The sequence below is a fragment of the Bartonella sp. CR127HXZ genome (genome assembly GCF_042194555.1).
Taxonomy (GTDB): Bacteria; Pseudomonadota; Alphaproteobacteria; order Rhizobiales; family Rhizobiaceae; genus Bartonella; species Bartonella grahamii.
Map to the genome: position 1 here is coordinate 123,084 of NZ_JBHIMZ010000003.1, position 22,049 is coordinate 145,132.

Below are 22,049 nucleotides of genomic sequence, written 5' to 3' on the forward strand. Positions count from 1 at the left end.
AAAAAATGTGCCTAAGTTTACTCAAAAATTTGTTCTTCTTGGAGCTTTATTGCTTTCCCTTTCTCCATTTTCTGCTTCTGCAAACAATAAAATCAAAGTTGTTGCGAGCTTTTCTATTCTCGCAGATCTCGTAAAAAATGTAGGAGACAACCATATCTCTATGACCACTTTTGTAGGTCCCAATGCGAATACCCACACTTATGAACCTACCCCCCATGATGCTCAAGCTCTTAGAAATGCTCAAATTATTTTCATCAACGGACTTCATTTAGAAGGATTCATTGATCGCCTCATTACAGCAAGCGGTACAAAAGCACTTCTTGTCAAAGTTAGCGCTAACATTCCCTCCCTCAAAATGAAAAATCAAGAACATAATGCCCATCACCACCATAGCGTTATTGATCCACACGCTTGGCAAACAATTCCCAATGTCAAAATCTATGTGAAGAATATCGCTGCTGCTTTTTGTAAAATCGATCCACAATCCTGCACCAGCTACAAAAAAAATGCCGAAACCTACATCCAAAAACTTAAAATAGCACAAGATACCCTGAAAACAAAAATTGCTACCATCCCTAAAGATAAACGTATCATTATCACATCTCATAACGCCTTTGGCTATTTTGCCAAAGAATATGGTTTTACTATCCTTGCTCCCCAAAATGCTTCAACAGAAGCTGAAGCAACCGCAGCCGATGTTGCTAAACTTATCAAACAAATTAAGGCGAATAAAGCAGCTGCACTATTCGTTGAAAATATCTCTAATCCTCGGCTCATAAAACAGATTGCAAAAGAAACAGGTTTAAAAATTGGTGGGACTCTTTATTCTGATGCATTGTCAAATAAAAATGGCCCTGCAGCAACTTATCTCGATATGATGGAACATAATGTGAATACCATCATTGATGCCATCACAAAACATTAAGATTTTCTACAAAAGAGATAAAAAAGCGTTCATAAAATCGTAAGTCTATGATTATATTACTAATGATACCCAACATCTATAATTGATAATATTGATATAAAATAAAGTTACTTTTACAGAGAAATTTATACTCAATAGATGCTAAGATAGATAAAGTAAGTGGATTTATTGCCTCATGATGCCCAGATCGTCAGCGGCATCATTCTATTTTCCAACGCTTCTTTTACAATAACTCTCGACACTTGAAACGATTCATAAGAAGCATTTGGGGTCTCTTTCTTAAAGTATTTTTATCTACCCAACTCCATTTATAACATACAAGTAGAATGAGTGTATGAATAAAAACCACTTGAAGAAAAAATGCCTCTTATAGGATCTCTGAAACCATTTAAGATCATATAGTCAGCAGTAAAATAGAATATGCCTATTCTCGTACAGACTATTTAGAACAGCGTCGTATTTTTTGGATCAAATAGACTTCTTATGTTAGGGATCAAAGCTACGATATGGGGCGCATCCCCTCTCATCTGTGAATTATTGTTTCCCTCTATTTCTCTCATTTACTTTTTATAAGTTACATAAATTATTACATCAAGAAACACATGATAATATATTGTTTTTTATGAGCAAAATATGGTTAATCAATGGTTATTTTATATTGATATTTTTTTATAGTGAAAATGATTTTATTATGTTTGAGATTTGAAAATAATATTCTTCTCACAGACCGTGAAAATGCATATTTTCTTCATATAAATGTTTTGACATTCTCAGCGCCATGGGACAATGGATCATTACCAAAACTTTTAAAATTTTGTTTTTAATCCCATCGGTTACAACCTGATTTTGTAAATGCAATCGAGAAAATCGAAACGCAACATAAAAGAAAGTCGTGTCACATCAATTAATGCTTACTTACTATTTGTACGCTTTCCAGTGTTTTTGTTAAAAGTATGAAAATTCTGATGAGCGACAGTGAAACTTAGTTTTTGCCCATAGTCGTGTGTCAAGCGTTCTTTTATTTCAATCGTAAAGATGATATTATTCCAACGCGTTAAAACATGGCAACCTGTTCCGATAGGCTTGATAAGCTCAATTTTTGTGTGAAAGACAGGTCCTTTATCTGGATGTTCGCCCAATAAGATTATTTCAGGTCTGAATGCTAAAAGATCAGTTTCTTCGCCATAAGAAAATGAATGCCCTAAATGTTGTTCTAAGACATGGCGATCAAGAAAATTCATAGGAGGAGAACCAATAAAATCAGCAACAAATGTTGTTGCTGGAGTGTCGTAAATTTCCATTGGTGTTCCAATTTGCTCGATAGCTCCTTTATTCAAAACGACTATTCTATCAGCTAATGTCATAGCTTCTAGTTGATCATGGGTAACATAGAGGCTGGTCGTTCCTAATGAACGCTGTAGTGTTTTTATTTCAATACACATTTGCGCCCGCAATTTTGCATCAAGATTTGAAAGAGGTTCATCAAAGAGAAAAACACGGGGTTGACGTACAATCACACGCCCCATTGCAACACGCTGACGTTGTCCTCCTGATAATTGTCGTGGCTTACGATCAAGAAATGATTCTATCTCCAAAAGTTTTGCAGCATGTGCGATGCGTTTTTTAATTTCTTCTTTAGGAGTTTTACGATTTTTAAGACCATATTCTAAGTTTCCACGAACTGTCATATGGGGATAAAGAGCATAATTTTGAAAAACCATAGCAATATCACGATCAGCTGGTTCACGATCATTGATACGTTCGTTATCAATACATAATTCACCTGAGGTAACTTGTTCAAGTCCTGCTATAATACGCAATAAGGTTGATTTTCCGCACCCTGAAGGACCGACAAGAACAAGAAGTTCTTTATCAGCAACAGTTAAGTTTAAATCATCAATGACCAGAATGCCGTTGTCATACCGTTTTTTTATATTTGATAACTGGATTATGGCCATAATTACTTCTCCGTTTCAATAAGGCCTTTGATAAAAAGCCGTTGCATGAAGATAACAACAAGAACAGGGGGAACCATGGCAACAACCGATACTGCCATGAGTATATTCCATTGAGGATCATGTTGAAGTGATTCGACAATAAGCTGTTTTAAAATAATAAGGATCGTTTGATGATTTTGATCCGTTGTGATGATAAGAGGCCAAAGATATTGTATCCATCCATAAATAAACATAATGATAAATAAAGCAGCGATATTGCTTTTACTAAGAGGAAGAAGAATATCCTTAAAAAATTTAACTGGACCTGCACCATCAACACGTGCCGCCTCTAAGAGTTCATCTGGAATAGTCAAAAAAAACTGGCGAAATAAAAATGTAGCGGTTGCAGATGCAATAAGTGGAATAATCATTCCACTATAGGTGTCGATCATCCCCAATTTCGCAACAACCTCATAGGTTGGAAGAATACGAACTTCGACAGGGAGCATCAATGTAACAAAAATAAGAACAAAAGCAGTTTTTCGGAAAGGAAAACGCATATAAACAATTGCATAAGCAGATAAAAGTGAAATAATAATTTTTCCAATACTAATCCCTAGAGCCATAATGAGTGAATTCATTAAGAGTGGCCAGAGGTTGGGAAGACCGAGTTGTGCAAGGCCATCACCAAAGATTGTTTTATAATTTTCCAAAGCATATTTCCCAGGTAAAAGAGGAAGTGTTCCCGAGTTGAATGCTGCTGAACTATGGGTTGATGCAATGATAGCAACGTAAACTGGAAAGCAAATAATGATAATGCCAATAATGAGAGTAATATGGGTTAGAAATTTCAAAATAGGGCGATTTTCAACCATAATTTACTTCCTAATATTGTACACGACGCTCAATCCAGCGAAACTGAATAAAGGTTAAGACAATAACCATCAACATCAATATTGTTGACTGTGCTGCTGATGCACCGATTATTTGATTTCTAAAGCCATCGTCATATACTTTATAGACGAGGATGCTCGTTGCACGCGCAGGACCTCCAGAAGTTGTATTATCAATAATACCAAAGGTATCAAACATAACATAATTGACATTGACAATAAGAAGGAAAAACGTCGTTGGTGAAATTTGCGGGAAGACTACAGTCCAAAATCGTTTAAAGGGACCAGCACCATCAATGGCGGCTGCTTCTATTTGAGAACGCGGAACAGACTGAAGACCTGTAAGAAAAAAGAGAAAATTGTAAGAAATTTGTTTCCAACTAGCCGCTATGACAATAAGAATCATTGCTTGAGTGCCATTAATACGATAATTCCATAGCACCCCTATTTTCTCGAGAAGAAAAGGGATAATTCCGATGGTGGGATGAAAGATAAACAGCCATAATATACCTGCCAATACTGGAGCAACAGCATAGGGCCAGAGCAAAAGCATTGTATAAGCCTTTTTTGCACGGATGACACGATCAACACAGACAGCTAAGAGAAGTGATATTGTCATTGAAGCGACAGTAACTGAGATGGAAAATACTGCGGTTGTAAGAAGTGATTGCAGATAAGTAGGATCAGAAAGAACGGTTAGATAATTTTCAAAACCAATAAAGGTTGTTGTAAAGCCAAAAGGGTCTTCACGCTCAAAAGATGATTTTATTGCTTGAGCAGCAGGCCAAAAGAAAAACAAAAAAGTCACAAGAAGCTGAGGGAAAAGCAGTCCGTAAGAAAGTAGACTATTTTTAAAATATGCATGTTTTTCTTGCATTCGTAGGGCTCTTTAAATGTAGAGACTTTAAAAAGATAAACAAAAAGAACTCAACTGTTTTTGTTGAGTCTTTAATGTTTAACAATAAAACGAGATTAATGATTAGATTTTTCAAATTCACGCAAGAGTTTATTTCCACGTTCAACGGTCTCATCTAAACCATCTTTCGGTGTTTTTGAACCACTAAGAACAGCTTCCAACTCTTGATCAAGAATGGCACGGATTTGTGGTAAATTACCAAATCTTATCCCTTTCGAGTTAACTGTTGGTGGATTAAGATTAATCTGTTTGATAGCTATATCCGCACCTGGCGTTTTTTCATAGAAATGTTGTTTTTTGCTCAATTCATAAGTCGCTTTTGTGGTTGGAAGATAACCTGTTTCCTGATGCCATTTTGCTTGGTTTTCTGTTTTTGAAAGAAATTTAAGAAAAGCGGCTGCCCCTGCATATTCCTTTGGGGTATGTCCCTTAAACGCCCAAATAGAAGCTCCCCCAATAACTGAATTTTGTGGTGTTCCTTCTGCATCCTTATAATACGGTAGCATACCAACTCCCACATCAAACTGAGCTTCCGAAACAATTCCAGCACGTGATCCTGAAGATTGCATAAAAATTGCACAATTTTGTGCCATAAACATTGGTGTTGAATCTAATGCACCTGCTGGACCACCATAACGGAAAATACCTTGATCAGACCACTTTTTCAGGTCAGTCCACATACGCACTTGTAAAGGTCCATTAAATGTAAGTTCTGAATCAAGTCCTTTAAAGCCATTTTCCTTCGTTCCAAAAGGAACATTATGCAACGCTGAAAAATTTTCTATACCAATCCATTGAGCAGCATAAGCCATCGTAAAACCGCAAGTTGCCGCTTTAGTCTCAAGAATTTTTTTGGAAAAGTCTTCTATATCTTGCCACGTTTTAGGAGGATGTTCCGGATCAAGCCCTGCTTTTTTAAAGATATCTTTGTTATAATAAAGAATGGGAGTTGAAATATTAAATGGCATAGAGATGATACGTCCCTGTTCATCGGAGTAATAACCACTAATAGCAGGGAAATAATCTGTAGGATCAAATTCTTGTTTTGTATCAGCCATAAGTTGATAAAATGGATAGATTGCGCCTTTTGCAGCCATCATAGTTCCAGTACCAACGTCATAAATTTGGGCAAGCACTGGTTGTTTCTTTCCACGAAATGCTGCAATGAGTGAAATCAACCCCTCTTCATATTCGCCGCGAAATGAAGGAACAACTTTATACTCTGATTGACTTGCATTAAAATCGTTAATGAGACTTTCAGTTTGCTTTCCTAATTCACCACTCATAGAATGCCAAAAGCTGATTTTTGTCTGCGCAAAACTTGCTGTTATTCCCGCTGTAGACATTATGATAGCAACCGTGGCCGCTATGGAAAGATAAAAACGACTCATGGCTCACCCTTTCTGAAGTGATGGAATACAAACTACCCCTAAATTTATAGTATTACACATGAACATGCTATGACAGTTTTATTTCAGAAATATATTCTCTCATTTAAACAGGAACCACCAAAAGGTCAAATGAATTTGTTTAAATTTATTCGTTTTCTTTTATAAGCTTTCTTATGTATTAACGAGATACGCGTTTGTAACTATCTGAAAAAAGTGAGATGGCTTAAATAAGCAAAGTCAATTGGTAAAAAGATATAGATCGTAAATGTCATTCAATGACTATTCTAATATCTGGATTTACTTTTTTTAAAAAGAATTATTTATTCTTTTGCTATTTGTCTTATAACTTTCGGCTTATAACTTTAACACGATGTTGCTACTGAATTTAACGAAGAGACAAATAGAATTTTTCTTAAAACTACGAAAATCATTTTGAAACGCTTAATAGTTCCTTTCCTGTAGTGAGATCACGCTCCTCACGCAAAACAAAATGACATTGTATTACCAATTTCCATGCTGTTAAAAAATCTTTCAATACATCTACATTTCATGATAGCTCCTATAAAATAAGCCATAAAGCCTCTCCACTAAATTATATAAGACTTTTTGTATGCCATCATATGAGCCCCTAATGCTTCAACAAGTCTTGCATTTGAAATACGTTAAATAAATATTTTTATTCTTTTCTCAATAATTTTTTATCCACACACCAACCCTGCTTGTAATGTGTAAACGAATGATTTTGATTGATTCATTGTAAAAAGATTTGAAATAAGAAAATCTTACGTATTAAGATCTCTTATTCATATGAATAAACCATTAATTATCATTATAAATCAATGTATTATTGTTATATATTAGATAATTTTTCTTCTTTCATTACGCTAGCTTTATGAGGATATATAGTTCCCTTTGTATTGATGTATTTTTACCTTTGTGCACGCAATTGCAATGCGAGATCGGGTTGATCTGTCGTAATATAATGTACAGGCATGTCAAGCCAATGTGATAACCGAGCTTTTCCATTAATTGTCCATACCCCTACAGTAAAACCAGCCTCAAGAGCTGATTCAATAAAGTCCTGTGAAACAATGGAGCCATCTAAACTTAGATCAGAATAACCTAATTGCTTCCATACAGAAAAATGACGGTACATATCACCTTCAAGATTATCAACACATGGACCAGATGGTATTCCTGCTTCAATAAAAGGACGAAGGATCAAAGGATCAAAACTAATTGCAGAAACCCGTTCTGATAAATTTCGGCTTTTTATTAGCGCAAGCGCTTTTTGGGATAATATTGTTTCACGCTCCACTTCACCACATGTCTTGATTTCAAGATGCAATGCAATATTCGTTGGTGCTAAAAGATCAAGCACCTCTTCTAATAAGGGAGGTGCTTCTTGGCTTCCTTTTACGCAGAGTTGTTTGCGTGTTTCATTATCAATGTCGTGAATATACCCCTTTTTTCCAACCAATTGGTCTAGACGGAAGTCGTGAAAGACAACCACTTCACCGCTTTTCAGCAAATGAACGTCGCATTCAACTTCATCAACACCTAACGCTATAGCATTATTAAATGCCGAAAGAGTATTTTCAGGATAAAGATGAGCTCCGCCACGGTGTGCAACAATTTTTTTCTCAGACATGCAAAATTCCACACTTCTCAATTTTAAACGATATTAGCGTACAGATTGCCAGATAAAGGCTTATCCTTCATTTTAATTATTCCCATTCAATAGTACTAGGAGGCTTTGAGGTTACATCATATACAACACGATTAATCCCTCTAACTTCGTTAATAATACGTGCTGCCGTCTTACCTAAAAACGCCATATCATAGGGATAAAAATCAGCAGTCATTCCATCTACAGATGTGACGGCACGAAGAGCACAAACAAATTCATAAGTGCGACCATCCCCCATCACGCCAACAGTTTGAACAGGAAGAAGAACAGCAAAAGCTTGCCAAATTTCGTCATAAAGACCGGCTTTACGGATTTCCTCAAGATAAATAGCATCTGCTTCACGTAAAATTTCTAATTTTTCACGGGTCACAGTACCTGGACAGCGAATTGCAAGACCTGGACCTGGAAAAGGATGGCGACCAATAAACTGCTCTGGTAATCCTAACTCTCGCCCTAGCAAGCGAACCTCATCCTTAAAGAGCTCACGCAACGGTTCTACAAGTTGCATATTCATCTGTTCTGGCAGCCCACCCACATTATGATGGCTTTTAATGGTTACCGTTTTACCAATAGCAGACACACTCTCAATAACATCTGGATAAAGTGTTCCTTGTGCTAAGAACTCTGCACCTCCTATTTTTTTAGTTTCTTCTTCAAAAACTTCAATAAAAAGGCGACCAATCGTTTTGCGCTTTTTTTCTGGATCTGTCTCACCCTCTAAAGCATTAAGAAATATATCGGCAGCATTAACGTGAATAAGCTCTATATTATAATGATCACGAAAGAGCGTGAGAACTTCTTCAGCTTCATTCTTGCGCATCAGTCCATGGTCTACCAAAATGCATGTCAGTTGATCTCCTATGGCTTCATGAAGGAGTACCGCTACAACAGATGAATCCACCCCCCCTGAAAGACCACAAATCACACGACTTTTCCCAACTTTTTGTCGTATCGTAGCAATTGCCTGCTCACGATAAGAAGCCATTGACCAACCACCTTTAATAGCAGAGATTTTATGAATAAAGTTTTGCAAAAGTTTTGTACCATCTGGTGTATGGATAACTTCAGGATGAAACTGTACTGCATAAAAATGTCTTTTTTCATCAGCAATAGCCGCATAGGGAGCTCCGTTTGAGGTCCCTATGACACGAAAACCTTCTGGTAAAGCTGCCACACGGTCACCATGGCTCATCCATACTTGATAACGAGAACCTTTTTCCCACACTCCATCAAAAAGAGCACTCTCTTCTTGCACTTCCAAAAAAGCACGCCCAAATTCACGCTCATGTCCAGCTTCAACCTTTCCTCCAAGCTGAACACACATGACTTGTTCACCATAGCAAATACCCAGAATCGGAATACCCGCCTCAAAAATTTCCATTGGAGCACGCGGAGAGCCCTCATCAATAACGGAATAAGGACTCCCTGATAAAATAATAGCTTTAGGATTTATGCGGCGCACAGCTTCTAAAGCCAATTGAAAAGGAGCAATTTCACAATATACCCCCATTGCTCGTACCCGTCGTGCAATAAGTTGTGTAACTTGTGAACCAAAGTCAATAATAAGAACCGTGTCTGGATGTGATATGCTCATAGAAAACCAATCAACAATTGTAAAAGAAAACTCATGCGAGTTATGATTCAATCTTTCTTTTTTCACAAGCCTATTTTCTTAAGAAAAAGATTATTCTCGTAAAATTTATGATAAAAAATGCAAAAATATGGATCAATGTTTTTTTTGCAACACAGATAAAAAGAACCCATCTGTTTGTGTTGTGGCCGTCGACAAAGTAAGTCCATAATTTGAAAAAACTGGTTGCACAGGAGAAAAACTAAAATGTTTCTGCCAAAGCGCTGGCATATCTATTGGAGCAAAATGAGAATGTTGTTGAAGGAAACGGGAAATTTGTTCCTCATTTTCATCTGTAAAGAGAGAACAGGTAATATAGACTAGGCGCCCATTTGGCTTAAGATAAGCTATCGCTTCATTCAAAATAGATCTCTGTTCTGTTTGGCGTTGTTTCACCTGTTCTAATGTTAAACGCCATTTCGCATCTGGACGACGACGCCATGTTCCTGTCCCACTACATGGTGCATCTAGTAGAACTCTATCCATCTGACCTGTTAATGGTTTTAATTCTTCTCTTTGCACTCGTATTTGTACATTACGAACACCAGCGCGTCGAAGACGATCAAAAATAGGAGCCAAACGAGCTTTGTCTGAATCATAAGCATAAATTTGCCCACGATTGTTCATATCGGAAGCTAAAGCTAATGTTTTACCCCCAGCACCTGCGCAATAATCTAATACCTGCATGCTTTCTCGCGCTTCCACAAGGTGAGCAACAATTTGAGATCCTAAATCCTGTATTTCAAAGTGTCCTTTTTGAAAAGCTGGTTCCACTTGAACATTAGGATGACGGTTAAACTTTTCAATCGGTGCAATTCTCAAAGCTTGCTCAAACCATGGCAAAGATTTAAGTTTGGTTTTTGCTAATTCTTTCAACACCTTTTCTGGTGTTGCCTTTAAGTTATTTACCCGTAGGTCTAAAGAAGGACGCGTTGCTAACGCAGCCGCTTCAGTGATCCAATTATCACCAAATAAAGGACGCAGATGCGCTTGACACCATTGCGGAATATCACCACGAATATAGTCTGGAGCATCCACTAATTGCTGACCTTGCCACGATTTACGCTGTTTAGCTCCTAATAACTGCGGCGCAAACCGATCTTCTGCTAACTCACCGTCAATTTGCTCCAGCGTCATTTTTCCAGAATCTAATAAGGCACCAAAAACGATATCTCGGATATCATCACTCTCCATACGCCATTGTAAAGAATAGCGTCGTCTTAAAACATCATAAACGATTGTGCCAATAGCTGCGCGATCACCTGCTCCAGCAAAGCGATGAGAAAGCCCCCAATCCTTTAAAGCTTCTCCTACTGGGCGATGCTTCATTTCTATCTCTTTGAGAACATCTATTGCTGCTTGCAAACGCCCACCTAATCGCATTCATTTCTCCCATTAAAATAATAAAATCTTAAATCATCTAAAAAAATAATATTATCTTCTTCTTGCCAATAAAACCTTCTCAAAACCATTAAAATGATCTGATCATACTTTTTATAAGATCCAATATTAGAGTATCTAGATTTTTCCTTTCATCTTCTGCCCATTCACTTTTTATCCCTCTACCTCTTATACTAAAAGATACGCAGCCATCCATAAAGAACTTATTTCCGCCATGCATTACGAAAAAACAAACTCCTTAATTATTGCGTAAAATAAAATTTACGAGGATTATCTGAATAACAGAAAAAATCAAATATCTCCCATCTTTTTAGGGCTATCCATCTGAAAAAATAGAAAAAATCTTCTCATAAAATTAAACACGTCCATCTTACGTTCACCAAAAAATTAACTTTTTAGAAAATGCTTGGAACCACTATTTGGCATGACCGTTTTTACTCTACTGGCAACTGCCAGACAATTTAAAAGGAGAAAATAATGACTTATAATAATGGAAAAACAACTTCATCTAAAAGCCGTCATAACACAATGCCCTCAAACAACGGAAAGAAATCCGTCCAAAGTGATCAGACAAACACTCGCCAACGTGCGTCAAAGACAGGACGGAAGACTACAAAAAGTTAATTCTAATTTTATATAACTTATTTCATATAGTCTTAACAGAAAGAATTAGAGTTTTGACCTCTAATTCTTTCCTTTTTGGGATTATTACACCAAATCACAAACAGAAAAAAGCGCAGTCTCTCTTTCTTGTTCTCGGAAGATTTTATATTTATGCGATATGACATTATGCTCTTATATCTTTAAATATCTTTAAACTGGCCCACGATAGTTTGGACTCTCCCGTGTGATAGAAACATCATGCGTATGACTTTCATGGAGTCCCGCATTCGTAATACGTACAAACATTGCTTTTTCACGAAACTCTACGAGATCTTTTGCTCCAACATACCCCATTGAAGCACGAAGTCCACCAGCAAGCTGATGTAGAACTGATGCTATAGGCCCTTTATAAGCCACCTGCCCCTCCACACCTTCAGGAACCAACTTAAGTTCATCACGAACATCATCTTGAAAATAGCGATCTGCCGATCCTCGTGCCATAGCACCAACAGATCCCATACCACGATAGGCTTTAAAAGATCGACCTTGATAAAGATAAACTTCACCAGGACTTTCTTCTGTACCTGCTAAAAGAGATCCAATCATCGCTGCACAAGCCCCACCAGCTAAAGCTTTAGCAAAATCACCTGATGCTTTGATTCCACCATCTGCAATAATGGGAATGCCCGCTTTTTCAGCAACTTCTGCGGCATTCATAATGGCTGCAAGTTGAGGAACACCGACACCAGCAACTATACGCGTTGTGCAAATAGAGCCAGGACCAATACCAACTTTTACCGCATCTGCACCACTGTCAATCAATGCCTGCGTTGCTTGAGCGGTTGCTACGTTCCCAGCAATAACAGCTGGAGAGGAAGCCATCTTTTTAATTCGTTCAACAGTTTCTAGCACATGTTGAGAATGTCCATGCGCTGTATCAATGACCAACACATCAACACCCGCGTCTATGAGGCGTTCAGCACGCTCAATCCCTCCATTCCCAACACTACTGGCCGCTGCAGCACGCAAGCGCCCTTGAGAATCTTTAGCAGCATTTGGATTTAATTTTGCTTTTTCAATATCCTTAACTGTTATCAGTCCGACACAACGATTTTGTTCATCCACAACTAATAATTTTTCAATACGATGATGATGTAAAAGATATTTTGCTTCATTAAGTTGGACATTTTCACGCACTGTGATCAAATTTTCATGCGTCATTAATTCATAAATTTTTTGTTTTGGATCTGATGCGAAACGGACATCTCTATTGGTCAAAATGCCAACAAGTCGTCCCGCTGTCTCACCTTTAACACTATTTTCAACAACCGGAATACCTGAAATGCCATGAGAGCGCATCAAAGATTTCGCTTCTTCAAGTGTTGCATCTGGTCCAATTGTGACTGGATTAACAACCATACCAGATTCAAACTTTTTTACTTGGCGGACTTCTTCTGCCTGTTCTGCAGGAGACATATTACGATGAATAACCCCAAGACCTCCAGCTTGAGCCATAGCAATTGCCAAACGCGATTCTGTTACCGTATCCATTGCAGCAGAAAGCAATGGCAAATTGAGCTTAATATCCGCTGCAATGCGCGTACTGAGATCCACTTGACTAGGCATAACAAGAGAATGACCGGGCTGTAAAAGTACATCATCAAAAGTCAGTGCCAATGCACCTGTCCCCGTTTCAACAATCTTTGCCATAGCAAAATTCCTTTTATAATAAAACACCGCAAGGAGCTTTAAAATACAACTGCGGTTCTCATACATGGTAGATTGGCAAAAAATTATGCCATGCTACAAACAAAATGAAAAGAAAAATAAATATTTTTTTTGGTTTATAAAAATTTACAATTGTGATTCAATAGGTAACCAACTTATTATTTTTGCAAATGCGCGACGCCAAAAACTGCTTTCTGGCTCATGGTCAATGCTATATTTTTTTTCATTTTCAATAAAATCCCAATAAATACGATTATTATTACCAAGACGCAGATGATAGCTCATTTCCCCTGTGGTTTCTTCAGAAAACAACAAATCTAATCTTGCTGTAATGGGAGCACATTCAAAAAGAATGCCCATTTCTGTATTTAATGATGCTGATCTTGGATCAAAATTTAAAGATCCAATAAAAGCTGTTTTACGATCAATTAAAAAAGCTTTGGCATGTAAACTTGCCTTACTCGATCGAAACAACCGTAACCCATGGGTGTTGCCCTCCGCTTTTAATTCATAAAGCTTAACACCACTTTTCAACAACGCCTTACGATACGATACATAACCACCATGCACCAATGCTACATCAGTAGCTGCTAAAGAATTCGTCAGAATTTTGACATCAACACCCTTTGAAACCAAATTACTAAAATTCTGCGTTCCAACCTTACCAGGAACAAAATAAGGTGACGTAATCTGAACCGTTTTTTGGGCATTTCCAATAACCTTTGAAAGTGCCTTCATAAGCCAATTGCTTGCTTTTTTACGCAATGCTTTTTCTGGAGGGTCAGAAAGAACAACAACTTTGTCTGCTAAAAATAACCGCCTTCCTGTTTGAATAAAACAATCAAAATTAATGTGCTCTTTGACATAATCTAAATAAACCTTTGCAACCTTGGAATCCCGAAATTTTTGTAATTTATCCTTCCAATAGCTAAGATCACTTGCGCTTTTAGGAACAACCAAAGTATGAATTGGCAAAACAACAGCACTATTCCAAAAATCATCAAAAATACTTTCCACCTTTTTAACAGAAGGTCCGATTAACATCAAATCTAAATCTCGAAAATGGGATTCTTCACCAGCATCAAAATAAGAATCTGCAAGATTACGTCCTCCTACAAAAGCGATTCTACCATCAACAATAAAAGCTTTATTATGCATTCTACGTGTAACAGTAATCGCCCGTAATATAATCTCTAAACCACGACGTAATCCACCTTTACGCGATCGTCCTGGATTAAACACTCTCACCTCGATATGAGGATGTTTATCTAGCGCAATATAAGCTGGATCACGTGCTTGAGCATTAATATCATCCAAAAGAAGCCGTACCCGAACACCCCGATCCGCTGCCTTAACTATTTCACTTAATAATAGACGCCCTGTTAAATCATCATCCCAAATATAATACATCAGATCAAGGCTACGCCCAGCCTCTGCAGCTCCTATTGCACGAACACAAAACGCATCCAAATTGCTGATAATGAGGGAAAGGGCATCTTTATCAATCCCCAATCCATTTTCTTCCTCAGCTAATTGACTAATGATACGATCAAGCTTAGTTTCATCTTTCTGAATAGGTAGCGCATAAGAACATTGCCCCCTAGCATTTTTCATAAAACGCCCATAGGTGTAGATTGCCAACATAGATGCAATAAAAAAAAAGAGGACAAAACCAATAACAATATGTAAAAGAGTCAAAGAGGACAAACTTTCTATTTTAAGCTATCGCATCATCAGTAATGCAAACGATAATACTAATCACTTTATCTTAACCGTGTAGCAGATAAAATGCCACCTCTTGCTTAAGAGAGTATAAATTTAATATTAATGATACAAAAATTTTAGCGGTAGTATTTAAAAGTTTTTAAAAATGCTTCTCTGCTTTAATAAATGTAAACTCAACTAAAATTGTATAAACTGAAACAGACGATTAAAATAGTCACATAAAATTTATATTTGATTTAAATCTACAAAATCATCCTCTATAGATAAATTTTACAATAAATGATTGTTTTCTTAAGCCCCCCCACGGACTTTATCAAAATCCACTCTATTTTTTTGAAACTCATACTTGTCATGAAGAGAGATTTGTTATGAATTTTACTTTCTTTCTTGATTTCTTATTGCTCGCAATTCTTCCATTTTTCTATAAAGTGTAGAGCGACCAATATGAAGGCGGCGCGCAATCTCACTCATATGTCCTTTATAATGTTTAACCGCTTTCTCGATAATATCATGTTCCATCTCTGCAAAAGTACGCACATGCCCATCAGTATTCAAAAATTTTATAGATTCTTGTTCATTATCTTCTTGCATATTATCCTCAATGATATTGGGAACATTCATTAATGGATTTCCCATTAATTGCGGAAAATCTCGAACAGTTAATAACGGTCCTTCACTGAGTAAAATCGCACGAAATAAAAAGTTTTCAAGCTCATTTTTATTACCAGGCCAATCATACTGCATAAGCAAGGAAAGAGCAGATCCTGCTAAACCATGGACATGTGACCGCCCTGTTTCGGTGATAATACGATCAATCAAACGTTGTGTGATCTCTGGAAAATCATCCCTTAATTCTCGTAAAGCAGGGACGCTAATAGACAAGTGAGAAAATTGTTCAAACAAACTATGCAAAAAAAAGTTCTCTTTAACCAAATCCTTTAAACGCGATGTTGAAATCGCAATGATCCGAAAAGGGAAAAAATCTCCTTTTGTATCCCTTTCCCTTTCTTTAAGGTAATGAGCAAACCGTTTTTGCTGTATGGGCTCAAGTCGATCAATATCACAAAGGCAAAGTGTCCCTTTTTCAAGAGAAGAAACCAATGGTAGGAATTCTTTAAACCACTGCTGATTTTCTTCTTCTGGATCAACGATGGCTGAACATTGAAAGCGAATAAAAACACCTTCCGAGAATAATCCCTCATGATGAATAATCCGAGCTAATGTCTCACGTCCTGTTCCAACTTCCCCCTCTATCAAAAGATTCTGTAAAGAAGTTGCTGCTTGTCTCGATTGTTCTAACACTACCTGCATAGCTCTACTTTTTATGCAAAGATCAGAAAACCGTAAATGATTCTCTTTTTTTCGCCGAATATCTCGAACTTCATGCTCCAAGGCAGAAATAAGAGCAAGAATATCCAAAGTAACCCTTACGCGTAATAATGTTACTGGGTGGATCCAATAATCAATAGCTCCAGCTGTTAAAGCCTTCTGGAGTAAATTCTGATTCTCTTGTTGTGCTATAACGACAATAGGAACAGAAACACCAGCAACTCTAATCATTTTAATCAAATCGCTCACACTCAAATCACTCATAACGACATCAAGGAGTGCAAGCACAATGTTTTTACGCCTGTGTAAAAGATCAATCGTACGGAGACCATTTTCTGCTTCAATGACACGATAACCAAAACCTCGCAGCATAGCAGAAAGTTCTATACGTCTTCCATAATCTTCACTCGCAACAAGAATGGGACCAACCATAATGTCAATAATCTCCTTTGAGACTACTCAGCAGCTTAATATAAAAATTGTTGTAAACCATAAGAAATATTTCACCTCTTGTGTTTCACTTACGAACTTCATCAAGCTATTAATTAAATACAACATTAAGGCATTTTTTTCCATTTTTTTGCTTTTTCATTGATTTTCATCAAATTTTTCATATTGACTCATGGAGTAATTTAATAATGTTATAAAAACTAGAGAGCAAAATAATCTAAATAGAGTGCAATAAATGAAACATACCTATCATATTTTATGTCTTACAACTACCACCTTGCTGTTAAGTGCCTGTAGCTTTTCGCAATATTATAACTCAAATATGTCAACTGGAATTGATGGAAAATGGGTTGATGAGAATGGTATTATTTCTTCTTTCCACAATGGTGTTTTTGAAACGCGTGCAGCAGATACAGAAGAAAAACTATCAGAAGGGGCATATAATTATCTCAATGCCCAAAATATAGAAATTGAAATACGCTCTATTCTCCGTGGAACAATTTCTAGAGTCAATTGTACAATGTCATATGACGCCACACAACTTCTCTGCACCTCACATACAGGAGCACAGTTTTTCCTTAAGCGGAAATCTTAAACAACGTACAAGGGAAGCCTCTCTTAAGAACAGAGGGGGCACATACATTAAGCAGGAGGCGATCCTTTCTCCTCCTGATAGAAAATCCTCTCTAAAATACGCAAAGAGACTAATATAATCTTTATCCTGAAAATTTTCTAAACAGCGTAAAATAACCATTTTCTTCCACAGAATATCAGTAAAGTCACCTCACAATAAAACTGTGACTTTGTATCATTCAATCTATTTTAACCTAAAATAACATTTTATTTGATAGGGAAACTTTAATCTAGGCAGCGCCAATGCGCAAAAGATCATGAAAATGAACAATTCCTATCGGTTTTTTATCTTCAACCACGAAAAATGCACCAATATGATGATCATTAATGAAAGCTGTTGCTGCACCAACAAGTGTATTTGGTTTTACAACTTTAGGAGCCTTGGTCATCACCTCGTCAACATTAAATTTTGATAAATTAAAATGCATGTTACGTGCAAGATCGCCATCGGTTACAATTCCGATTAGTTCGCCTTCTTGATTCACAACACCAACACAACCAAAATGCTTTTCCACCAAAACATTCATCGCTTCAATCATAGATGTTCCCTGCATAACCAAAGGAATATTATCACCCTCGTGCATAATATCACACACGTATTTAAGGCTTGCACCAAGAGAACCACCAGGATGATATATTTTGAAATCCGTTGCGGTAAAACCACGCATTTCTAAAAGAGAAACCGCTAATGCATCTCCCATTGCCAATTGCATAATTGTTGAAGTGGTAGGAGCAAGCCCATGGGGGCAAGCCTCTTCTATCTTTGGTAATAATAAAACAATGTCAGCTTGTCGTCCTAATACAGAGCACTCACTTGATGTCATCGCAAGAAGGGGGATACGAAAACGCGCCGCATAACTGATAATACCACTTAACTCTTGAGTTTCACCAGACCATGATAAAGCAAGAATAACATCATCAGATCCAATCATACCAAGATCACCATGATTGGCTTCTGCAGCGTGAACAAAAAAGGCAGGCGTTCCAGTTGAGGCTAGGGTTGCTGCAATTTTTGTCCCTATATGACCACTTTTCCCAAGACCAGTAATTACCACATGTCCACGAGCATTTCTAATAGTTTGAACAGCCGCTTCAAAAGAAGAAGAAAGACTTCCCAGAAGAGCTTTTTCAAGGACTTCAAGCCCCTGCTTTTCACTGGCAAGTGTTTTAAGCGCTGATGCAACAGCACCTTGCAAAGCCATATGAGGAGACGGTGTTATCATAATCAAATTCGATCAATAAAATTAAATGAGAGATCTATATTATTTTTCAACATTAATGGTTTCCAGTAAATTTTTCAATGAGGCAGAAACATGGCTGTGCATATCAGCGCGTGCCAAAGAAAATGCAACGTTGGCTTCAATAAAACCAGCTTTAGAACCGCAATCAAAAGTGCGCCCTTCTACTTGCAACCCCCAAAAATCTTGTTCATTTGAAAGCCGTATCATAGCATCTGTTAATTGAATTTCATTTCCTGTTCCTCGTTCTTGAGTGGAAAGAATATTAAAAATTTCTGGCTGCAAAATATAACGTCCATTGATGTACAAATTTGATGGTGCCGTTCCTAGCACTGGTTTTTCTACCATTTTTGTGATTTTAAAACCATTGGCAATCTGTTTACCTTTGCCAACTATACCGTATTTATGTGCTTCCTCAAGATCGCATTCCTGAACTGCAATAATATTTCCCCCCCCCACCTTTTCATAAAGACGAATCATCTCAGAAAGACATCCCTTTTTGGCTTGAATCAGCATATCGGGTAATAACAAAGCAAAAGGTTCCCCTGCAACTAATTCACGCGCACACCAAAGAGCATGCCCTAATCCCAAAGGTTGCTGTTGCCGAGTGAAAGAAGTTGACCCTGGTAATGGCTGTAAACGGTATAAATGTGCAAGATCTTCTTTCTTTCCACATTCAGCAAGTGTCGTGTATAATTCAACTTGCGCATCAAAATAATCCTCAATGACTGCTTTGTTACGTCCAGTCACAAAAATAAAATGCTCAATACCAGCCTCCCTCGCCTCATCCACGACATATTGAATAACAGGTTTATCAACAACTGTTAGCATTTCTTTAGGAATTGTTTTTGTCGCAGGAAGAAAACGCGTACCAAGACCTGCTACTGGAAATACAGCTTTCCGGATTTTACGCACACTCATCCTCCTCAATGAATTCATATATTTTTTGTTTTATTTAACATATGTTTTTACGAAATGGTAAAAAAGATATCTTATTGTTTTGATTATCATTATAATGGACAATCAAAAATGTAAAAGAGAATATGAGAATTTATTGCAAAGATTAAAATGAATTATTTATTTTAGTTTTCTCCTCTTCTTGATCATATTATCGATTCAACTAAATACAAGATAAAGTTATTGCACATCTAATAAATTGAATATTAATGGGGATTTCAAAATGCAAAAAACAGAATTGAAGACTTTCTCTTTTTTAGAGAAGTCAATAACTTGGAGAACTCTTCTCACTGGCTCTGCCGTTATTTTTTCTGCTTTTTTAATGTTTTTTGTATCCCTTTCATATGCTGATAGCGGATTTAAACACTGGATTAAAGAATTTAAAAAAATAGCTATTTCTCACAATATTACCCCTTCTACGTTTCATATGGCATTTAAAGGTGTTAATGCCATTGATCCAGAAGTTCTAAAAAGCGCCGCATACCAACCAGAATTTGTTGCTCCTTCATGGAACTATTTCGATAATCGTATCCATGATATTGCAATTGTAGAAGGACGGCGCCAAACTCAAAAATGGAACAAATGGCTTCTTCAAATTGAAAAACGTTTTGGTGTTGACCGCAATATTCTGCTTGCTATTTGGTCAATGGAAAGCAACTATGGGAAAGTTTTAGCCAATAAAAGTGTAATGCGTGATACCATTCGCTCTCTTGCAACTCTAGCCTATGCTGATAAAAAACGTGCAAAATATGCACATACACAGCTGATTGCTGCTATGAAAATTTTACAAAGTGGCGAAATTAAACGCTCTCAACTCACTGGATCTTGGGCCGGTGCATTGGGGCATACACAATTTATTCCAAGCAGTTATCTCGCCTATGCAGTTGATATGGACCAGGATGGACGGCGTGATATCTGGAACTCTGTTCCAGATGCTCTGGCTACTGCTGCTAACCTTCTCCACAAAAATGGCTGGCAACCTAATCTTATTTGGGGAGTAGAGGTAAAAGTGCCGCAGGGGAAAAACCTTCCTGAAGGGTGGTATTCCTTTGAGCAATGGAAAAAATTAGGTGTAAAACACGCAAATGGGCATCCTCTTCCTACATTAGCTGAACAAGCAATATTAAAATATCCAGATGGAGCAAAAGGACCTATATTTTTAGTCACAAAAAATTTCTTTGTTCTGAAACATTATAATAATGCAGATCGTTATGCGTTTGCTGTTGCTCTTCTTGCTGATCGCATCGCTGGACATCCTGGATTGGTGCATGATTGGCAAAGACCTTTTCAACCTCTTACTTTCCAAGAATGCAAAGAACTGCAATCTCGCTTAAGTGCACTGGGTTATTATAAAGGGAATGTTGATGGAAAAATCGGAACAGCTTCTCGCAAAGCAATTAAAGCCTTTCAACTACGTCACGGTCTAAAAGCAAATGGATATCCATCATCTCAAGTGCTTTTTCTCCTGCGCAAACAATAATGGAGACTAAGGTTTTGTCTTCTGTTCGCCTGATATACTTGACATTATTGCTATTTTCACTTTCTATTGTGGGGCTCATACAGCCATCCCCAAGTAAAGCAACGAACTTCTTCAAATGGTTATCACAACATAACAAACAGACGCAACAACCACCGCAAATTATAGAACAAAAAATAGACAAGCCGCAAAAAAAGATCGTAACACAAAAAAATATACAAAAGCTAAAAAATGAGAATGCAAAGCGCATTCTTGTCATAGGGGATTTTACAGCTTCTGCTGTTGCCGATGCACTTAAGAAGTTTTTTATAAATAATAGCGATATCGTTATCATGAACAACGCAATGCCAGCTTCCGGCTTAGTTCGAACGGATTATTATTCTTGGCAAAGCAATATTTCTAAACTCATTGATCAAAATAACCCCGATGTTATTATCATGATGATCGGTGCAAATGATAATCAACCAATCACAGACTCTTATAGCACAATTAACACAGATCAATCAGAATGGATGCACATCTACAAACAAAGAATTATCGAAATTGCTGAAAGTCTTCATGCCTCTGGAAAATCATGGATATGGATAAGTCAGCCTTCTTTTGGAAATGACCTTTTGACACAAAAAATGAAAATTTTTAATGCGCTCTACAAACAAGAAACAGAAACAGCAGGAGGATATTTCCTCGATATCTGGAGCGGCTTTAGTGATGAAGAAGGAAATTTTTCTTTTTCAGGCTATGATATTAATGGAAAAATAACCAAATTACGCACCAATAATGGCATGCATTTCACCTCTGAAGGAAAGAAAAAACTTGCCTCTTATTTAGAAAAACCATTGAAAAATATTTTAAATTTTTATGCCTTTTCTCATGAAAATCCTTACTCAACCGATCAAGTTATTCAAAAACTTATACAAGAATCAGAGAATAAAGAGCGGAGTAATATTATGCGTCAGCCTCCAATGAGCCTCGATGATATGGCACAACAAAACACTCACCTTTTAGGCAAAAGAAAGTCAAGTTTTATAAAAAAATCATGGTTTCCATCAAATGGGCATCAAAAAGATCGAGCTGATAATTTTTCTTTCCCATAATGTCTCTTTAAAATACAAAATCTAATTTCCTC

At 37.1% G+C, this 22,049-nt stretch carries 17 protein-coding genes; 5 read left to right on the forward strand and 12 right to left on the reverse strand.

Annotated features, from left to right (window positions below; all coding sequences use genetic code 11):
• Nucleotides 1-7: 7 nt before the first annotated feature.
• Entirely contained in the window at nucleotides 8-925 is a 918-nt protein-coding gene (locus ACFIKY_RS03110) for a metal ABC transporter solute-binding protein, Zn/Mn family (protein WP_375636009.1), read from the forward strand.
• Between the two features lie 911 nt (nucleotides 926-1,836).
• On the opposite strand, the gene ACFIKY_RS03115 is transcribed toward ACFIKY_RS03110, so the two are convergent.
• The 7 genes from ACFIKY_RS03115 to ACFIKY_RS03145 form a co-directional block, all read right to left on the reverse strand.
• On the reverse strand, nucleotides 1,837-2,883 hold the full coding sequence (locus ACFIKY_RS03115; RefSeq protein WP_375636010.1) for a sn-glycerol-3-phosphate import ATP-binding protein UgpC: 1,047 nt from the start codon (nucleotides 2,881-2,883) through the stop codon (nucleotides 1,837-1,839).
• A 2-nt stretch (nucleotides 2,884-2,885) separates the two neighbouring features.
• A complete protein-coding gene (gene ugpE, locus ACFIKY_RS03120) occupies nucleotides 2,886-3,737 on the reverse strand; it encodes a sn-glycerol-3-phosphate ABC transporter permease UgpE (protein ID WP_375636011.1) in 852 nt (283 codons plus the stop codon).
• Between the two features lie 10 nt (nucleotides 3,738-3,747).
• On the reverse strand, nucleotides 3,748-4,632 hold the full coding sequence (gene ugpA, locus ACFIKY_RS03125) for a sn-glycerol-3-phosphate ABC transporter permease UgpA (RefSeq protein ID WP_012754601.1): 885 nt from the start codon (nucleotides 4,630-4,632) through the stop codon (nucleotides 3,748-3,750).
• Nucleotides 4,633-4,727: 95 nt separating this feature from the next.
• On the reverse strand, nucleotides 4,728-6,062 hold the full coding sequence (gene ugpB / locus ACFIKY_RS03130) for a sn-glycerol-3-phosphate ABC transporter substrate-binding protein UgpB (RefSeq protein WP_375661397.1): 1,335 nt from the start codon (nucleotides 6,060-6,062) through the stop codon (nucleotides 4,728-4,730).
• A 928-nt stretch (nucleotides 6,063-6,990) separates the two neighbouring features.
• The gene (locus tag ACFIKY_RS03135) at nucleotides 6,991-7,713 is read right to left on the reverse strand and encodes a glycerophosphodiester phosphodiesterase (protein WP_375636013.1); all 723 of its coding nucleotides are present in this window, start codon (nucleotides 7,711-7,713) and stop codon (nucleotides 6,991-6,993) included.
• A 76-nt stretch (nucleotides 7,714-7,789) separates the two neighbouring features.
• Nucleotides 7,790-9,346 carry a glutamine-hydrolyzing GMP synthase gene (gene guaA / locus ACFIKY_RS03140; protein WP_208438601.1) on the reverse strand — a complete coding sequence of 519 codons (1,557 nt, stop codon included), beginning with the start codon at nucleotides 9,344-9,346 and terminating at the stop codon, nucleotides 7,790-7,792.
• A gap of 132 nt (nucleotides 9,347-9,478) precedes the next feature.
• Nucleotides 9,479-10,765 (reverse strand): RsmB/NOP family class I SAM-dependent RNA methyltransferase, encoded by a 1,287-nt coding sequence (locus ACFIKY_RS03145; RefSeq protein WP_375636014.1) that lies wholly within the window; start codon nucleotides 10,763-10,765, stop codon nucleotides 9,479-9,481.
• 495 nt (nucleotides 10,766-11,260) lie between these two features.
• Between ACFIKY_RS03145 and ACFIKY_RS03150 the strand changes: the two genes are divergently transcribed.
• Nucleotides 11,261-11,407: a hypothetical protein gene (locus ACFIKY_RS03150; RefSeq protein ID WP_273722522.1), complete on the forward strand. Its 147-nt coding sequence runs from the start codon at nucleotides 11,261-11,263 to the stop codon at nucleotides 11,405-11,407.
• 189 nt (nucleotides 11,408-11,596) lie between these two features.
• On the opposite strand, the gene guaB is transcribed toward ACFIKY_RS03150, so the two are convergent.
• From guaB to ACFIKY_RS03165, 3 genes are all read right to left on the reverse strand, one after another.
• Nucleotides 11,597-13,096, reverse strand: coding sequence for an IMP dehydrogenase (guaB, locus tag ACFIKY_RS03155; protein WP_375636015.1), 1,500 nt, complete (start codon nucleotides 13,094-13,096; stop codon nucleotides 11,597-11,599).
• Nucleotides 13,097-13,240: 144 nt separating this feature from the next.
• Entirely contained in the window at nucleotides 13,241-14,812 is a 1,572-nt protein-coding gene (locus tag ACFIKY_RS03160) for a phospholipase D family protein (protein WP_375636016.1), read from the reverse strand.
• A 402-nt stretch (nucleotides 14,813-15,214) separates the two neighbouring features.
• A complete protein-coding gene (locus tag ACFIKY_RS03165; RefSeq protein WP_375636017.1) occupies nucleotides 15,215-16,600 on the reverse strand; it encodes a sigma-54-dependent transcriptional regulator in 1,386 nt (461 codons plus the stop codon).
• A gap of 253 nt (nucleotides 16,601-16,853) precedes the next feature.
• Between ACFIKY_RS03165 and ACFIKY_RS03170 the strand changes: the two genes are divergently transcribed.
• The gene (locus ACFIKY_RS03170; protein WP_375661398.1) at nucleotides 16,854-17,213 is read left to right on the forward strand and encodes a hypothetical protein; all 360 of its coding nucleotides are present in this window, start codon (nucleotides 16,854-16,856) and stop codon (nucleotides 17,211-17,213) included.
• 268 nt (nucleotides 17,214-17,481) lie between these two features.
• Here the strand turns inward: ACFIKY_RS03170 and ACFIKY_RS03175 are convergent, their stop codons facing one another.
• Nucleotides 17,482-18,474 carry an SIS domain-containing protein gene (locus ACFIKY_RS03175; RefSeq protein ID WP_375636019.1) on the reverse strand — a complete coding sequence of 331 codons (993 nt, stop codon included), beginning with the start codon at nucleotides 18,472-18,474 and terminating at the stop codon, nucleotides 17,482-17,484.
• 39 nt (nucleotides 18,475-18,513) lie between these two features.
• The gene (locus ACFIKY_RS03180) at nucleotides 18,514-19,404 is read right to left on the reverse strand and encodes a UTP--glucose-1-phosphate uridylyltransferase (protein ID WP_375636020.1); all 891 of its coding nucleotides are present in this window, start codon (nucleotides 19,402-19,404) and stop codon (nucleotides 18,514-18,516) included.
• Between the two features lie 265 nt (nucleotides 19,405-19,669).
• On the opposite strand from ACFIKY_RS03180, the gene ACFIKY_RS03185 reads away from it, so the two are divergent.
• Both ACFIKY_RS03185 and ACFIKY_RS03190 read left to right on the forward strand, forming a co-directional pair.
• On the forward strand, nucleotides 19,670-20,926 hold the full coding sequence (locus ACFIKY_RS03185; RefSeq protein ID WP_375652619.1) for a lytic murein transglycosylase: 1,257 nt from the start codon (nucleotides 19,670-19,672) through the stop codon (nucleotides 20,924-20,926).
• Between the two features lie 14 nt (nucleotides 20,927-20,940).
• Nucleotides 20,941-22,017 carry an SGNH family hydrolase gene (locus tag ACFIKY_RS03190; RefSeq protein WP_375636022.1) on the forward strand — a complete coding sequence of 359 codons (1,077 nt, stop codon included), beginning with the start codon at nucleotides 20,941-20,943 and terminating at the stop codon, nucleotides 22,015-22,017.
• Nucleotides 22,018-22,049: the final 32 nt, after the last annotated feature.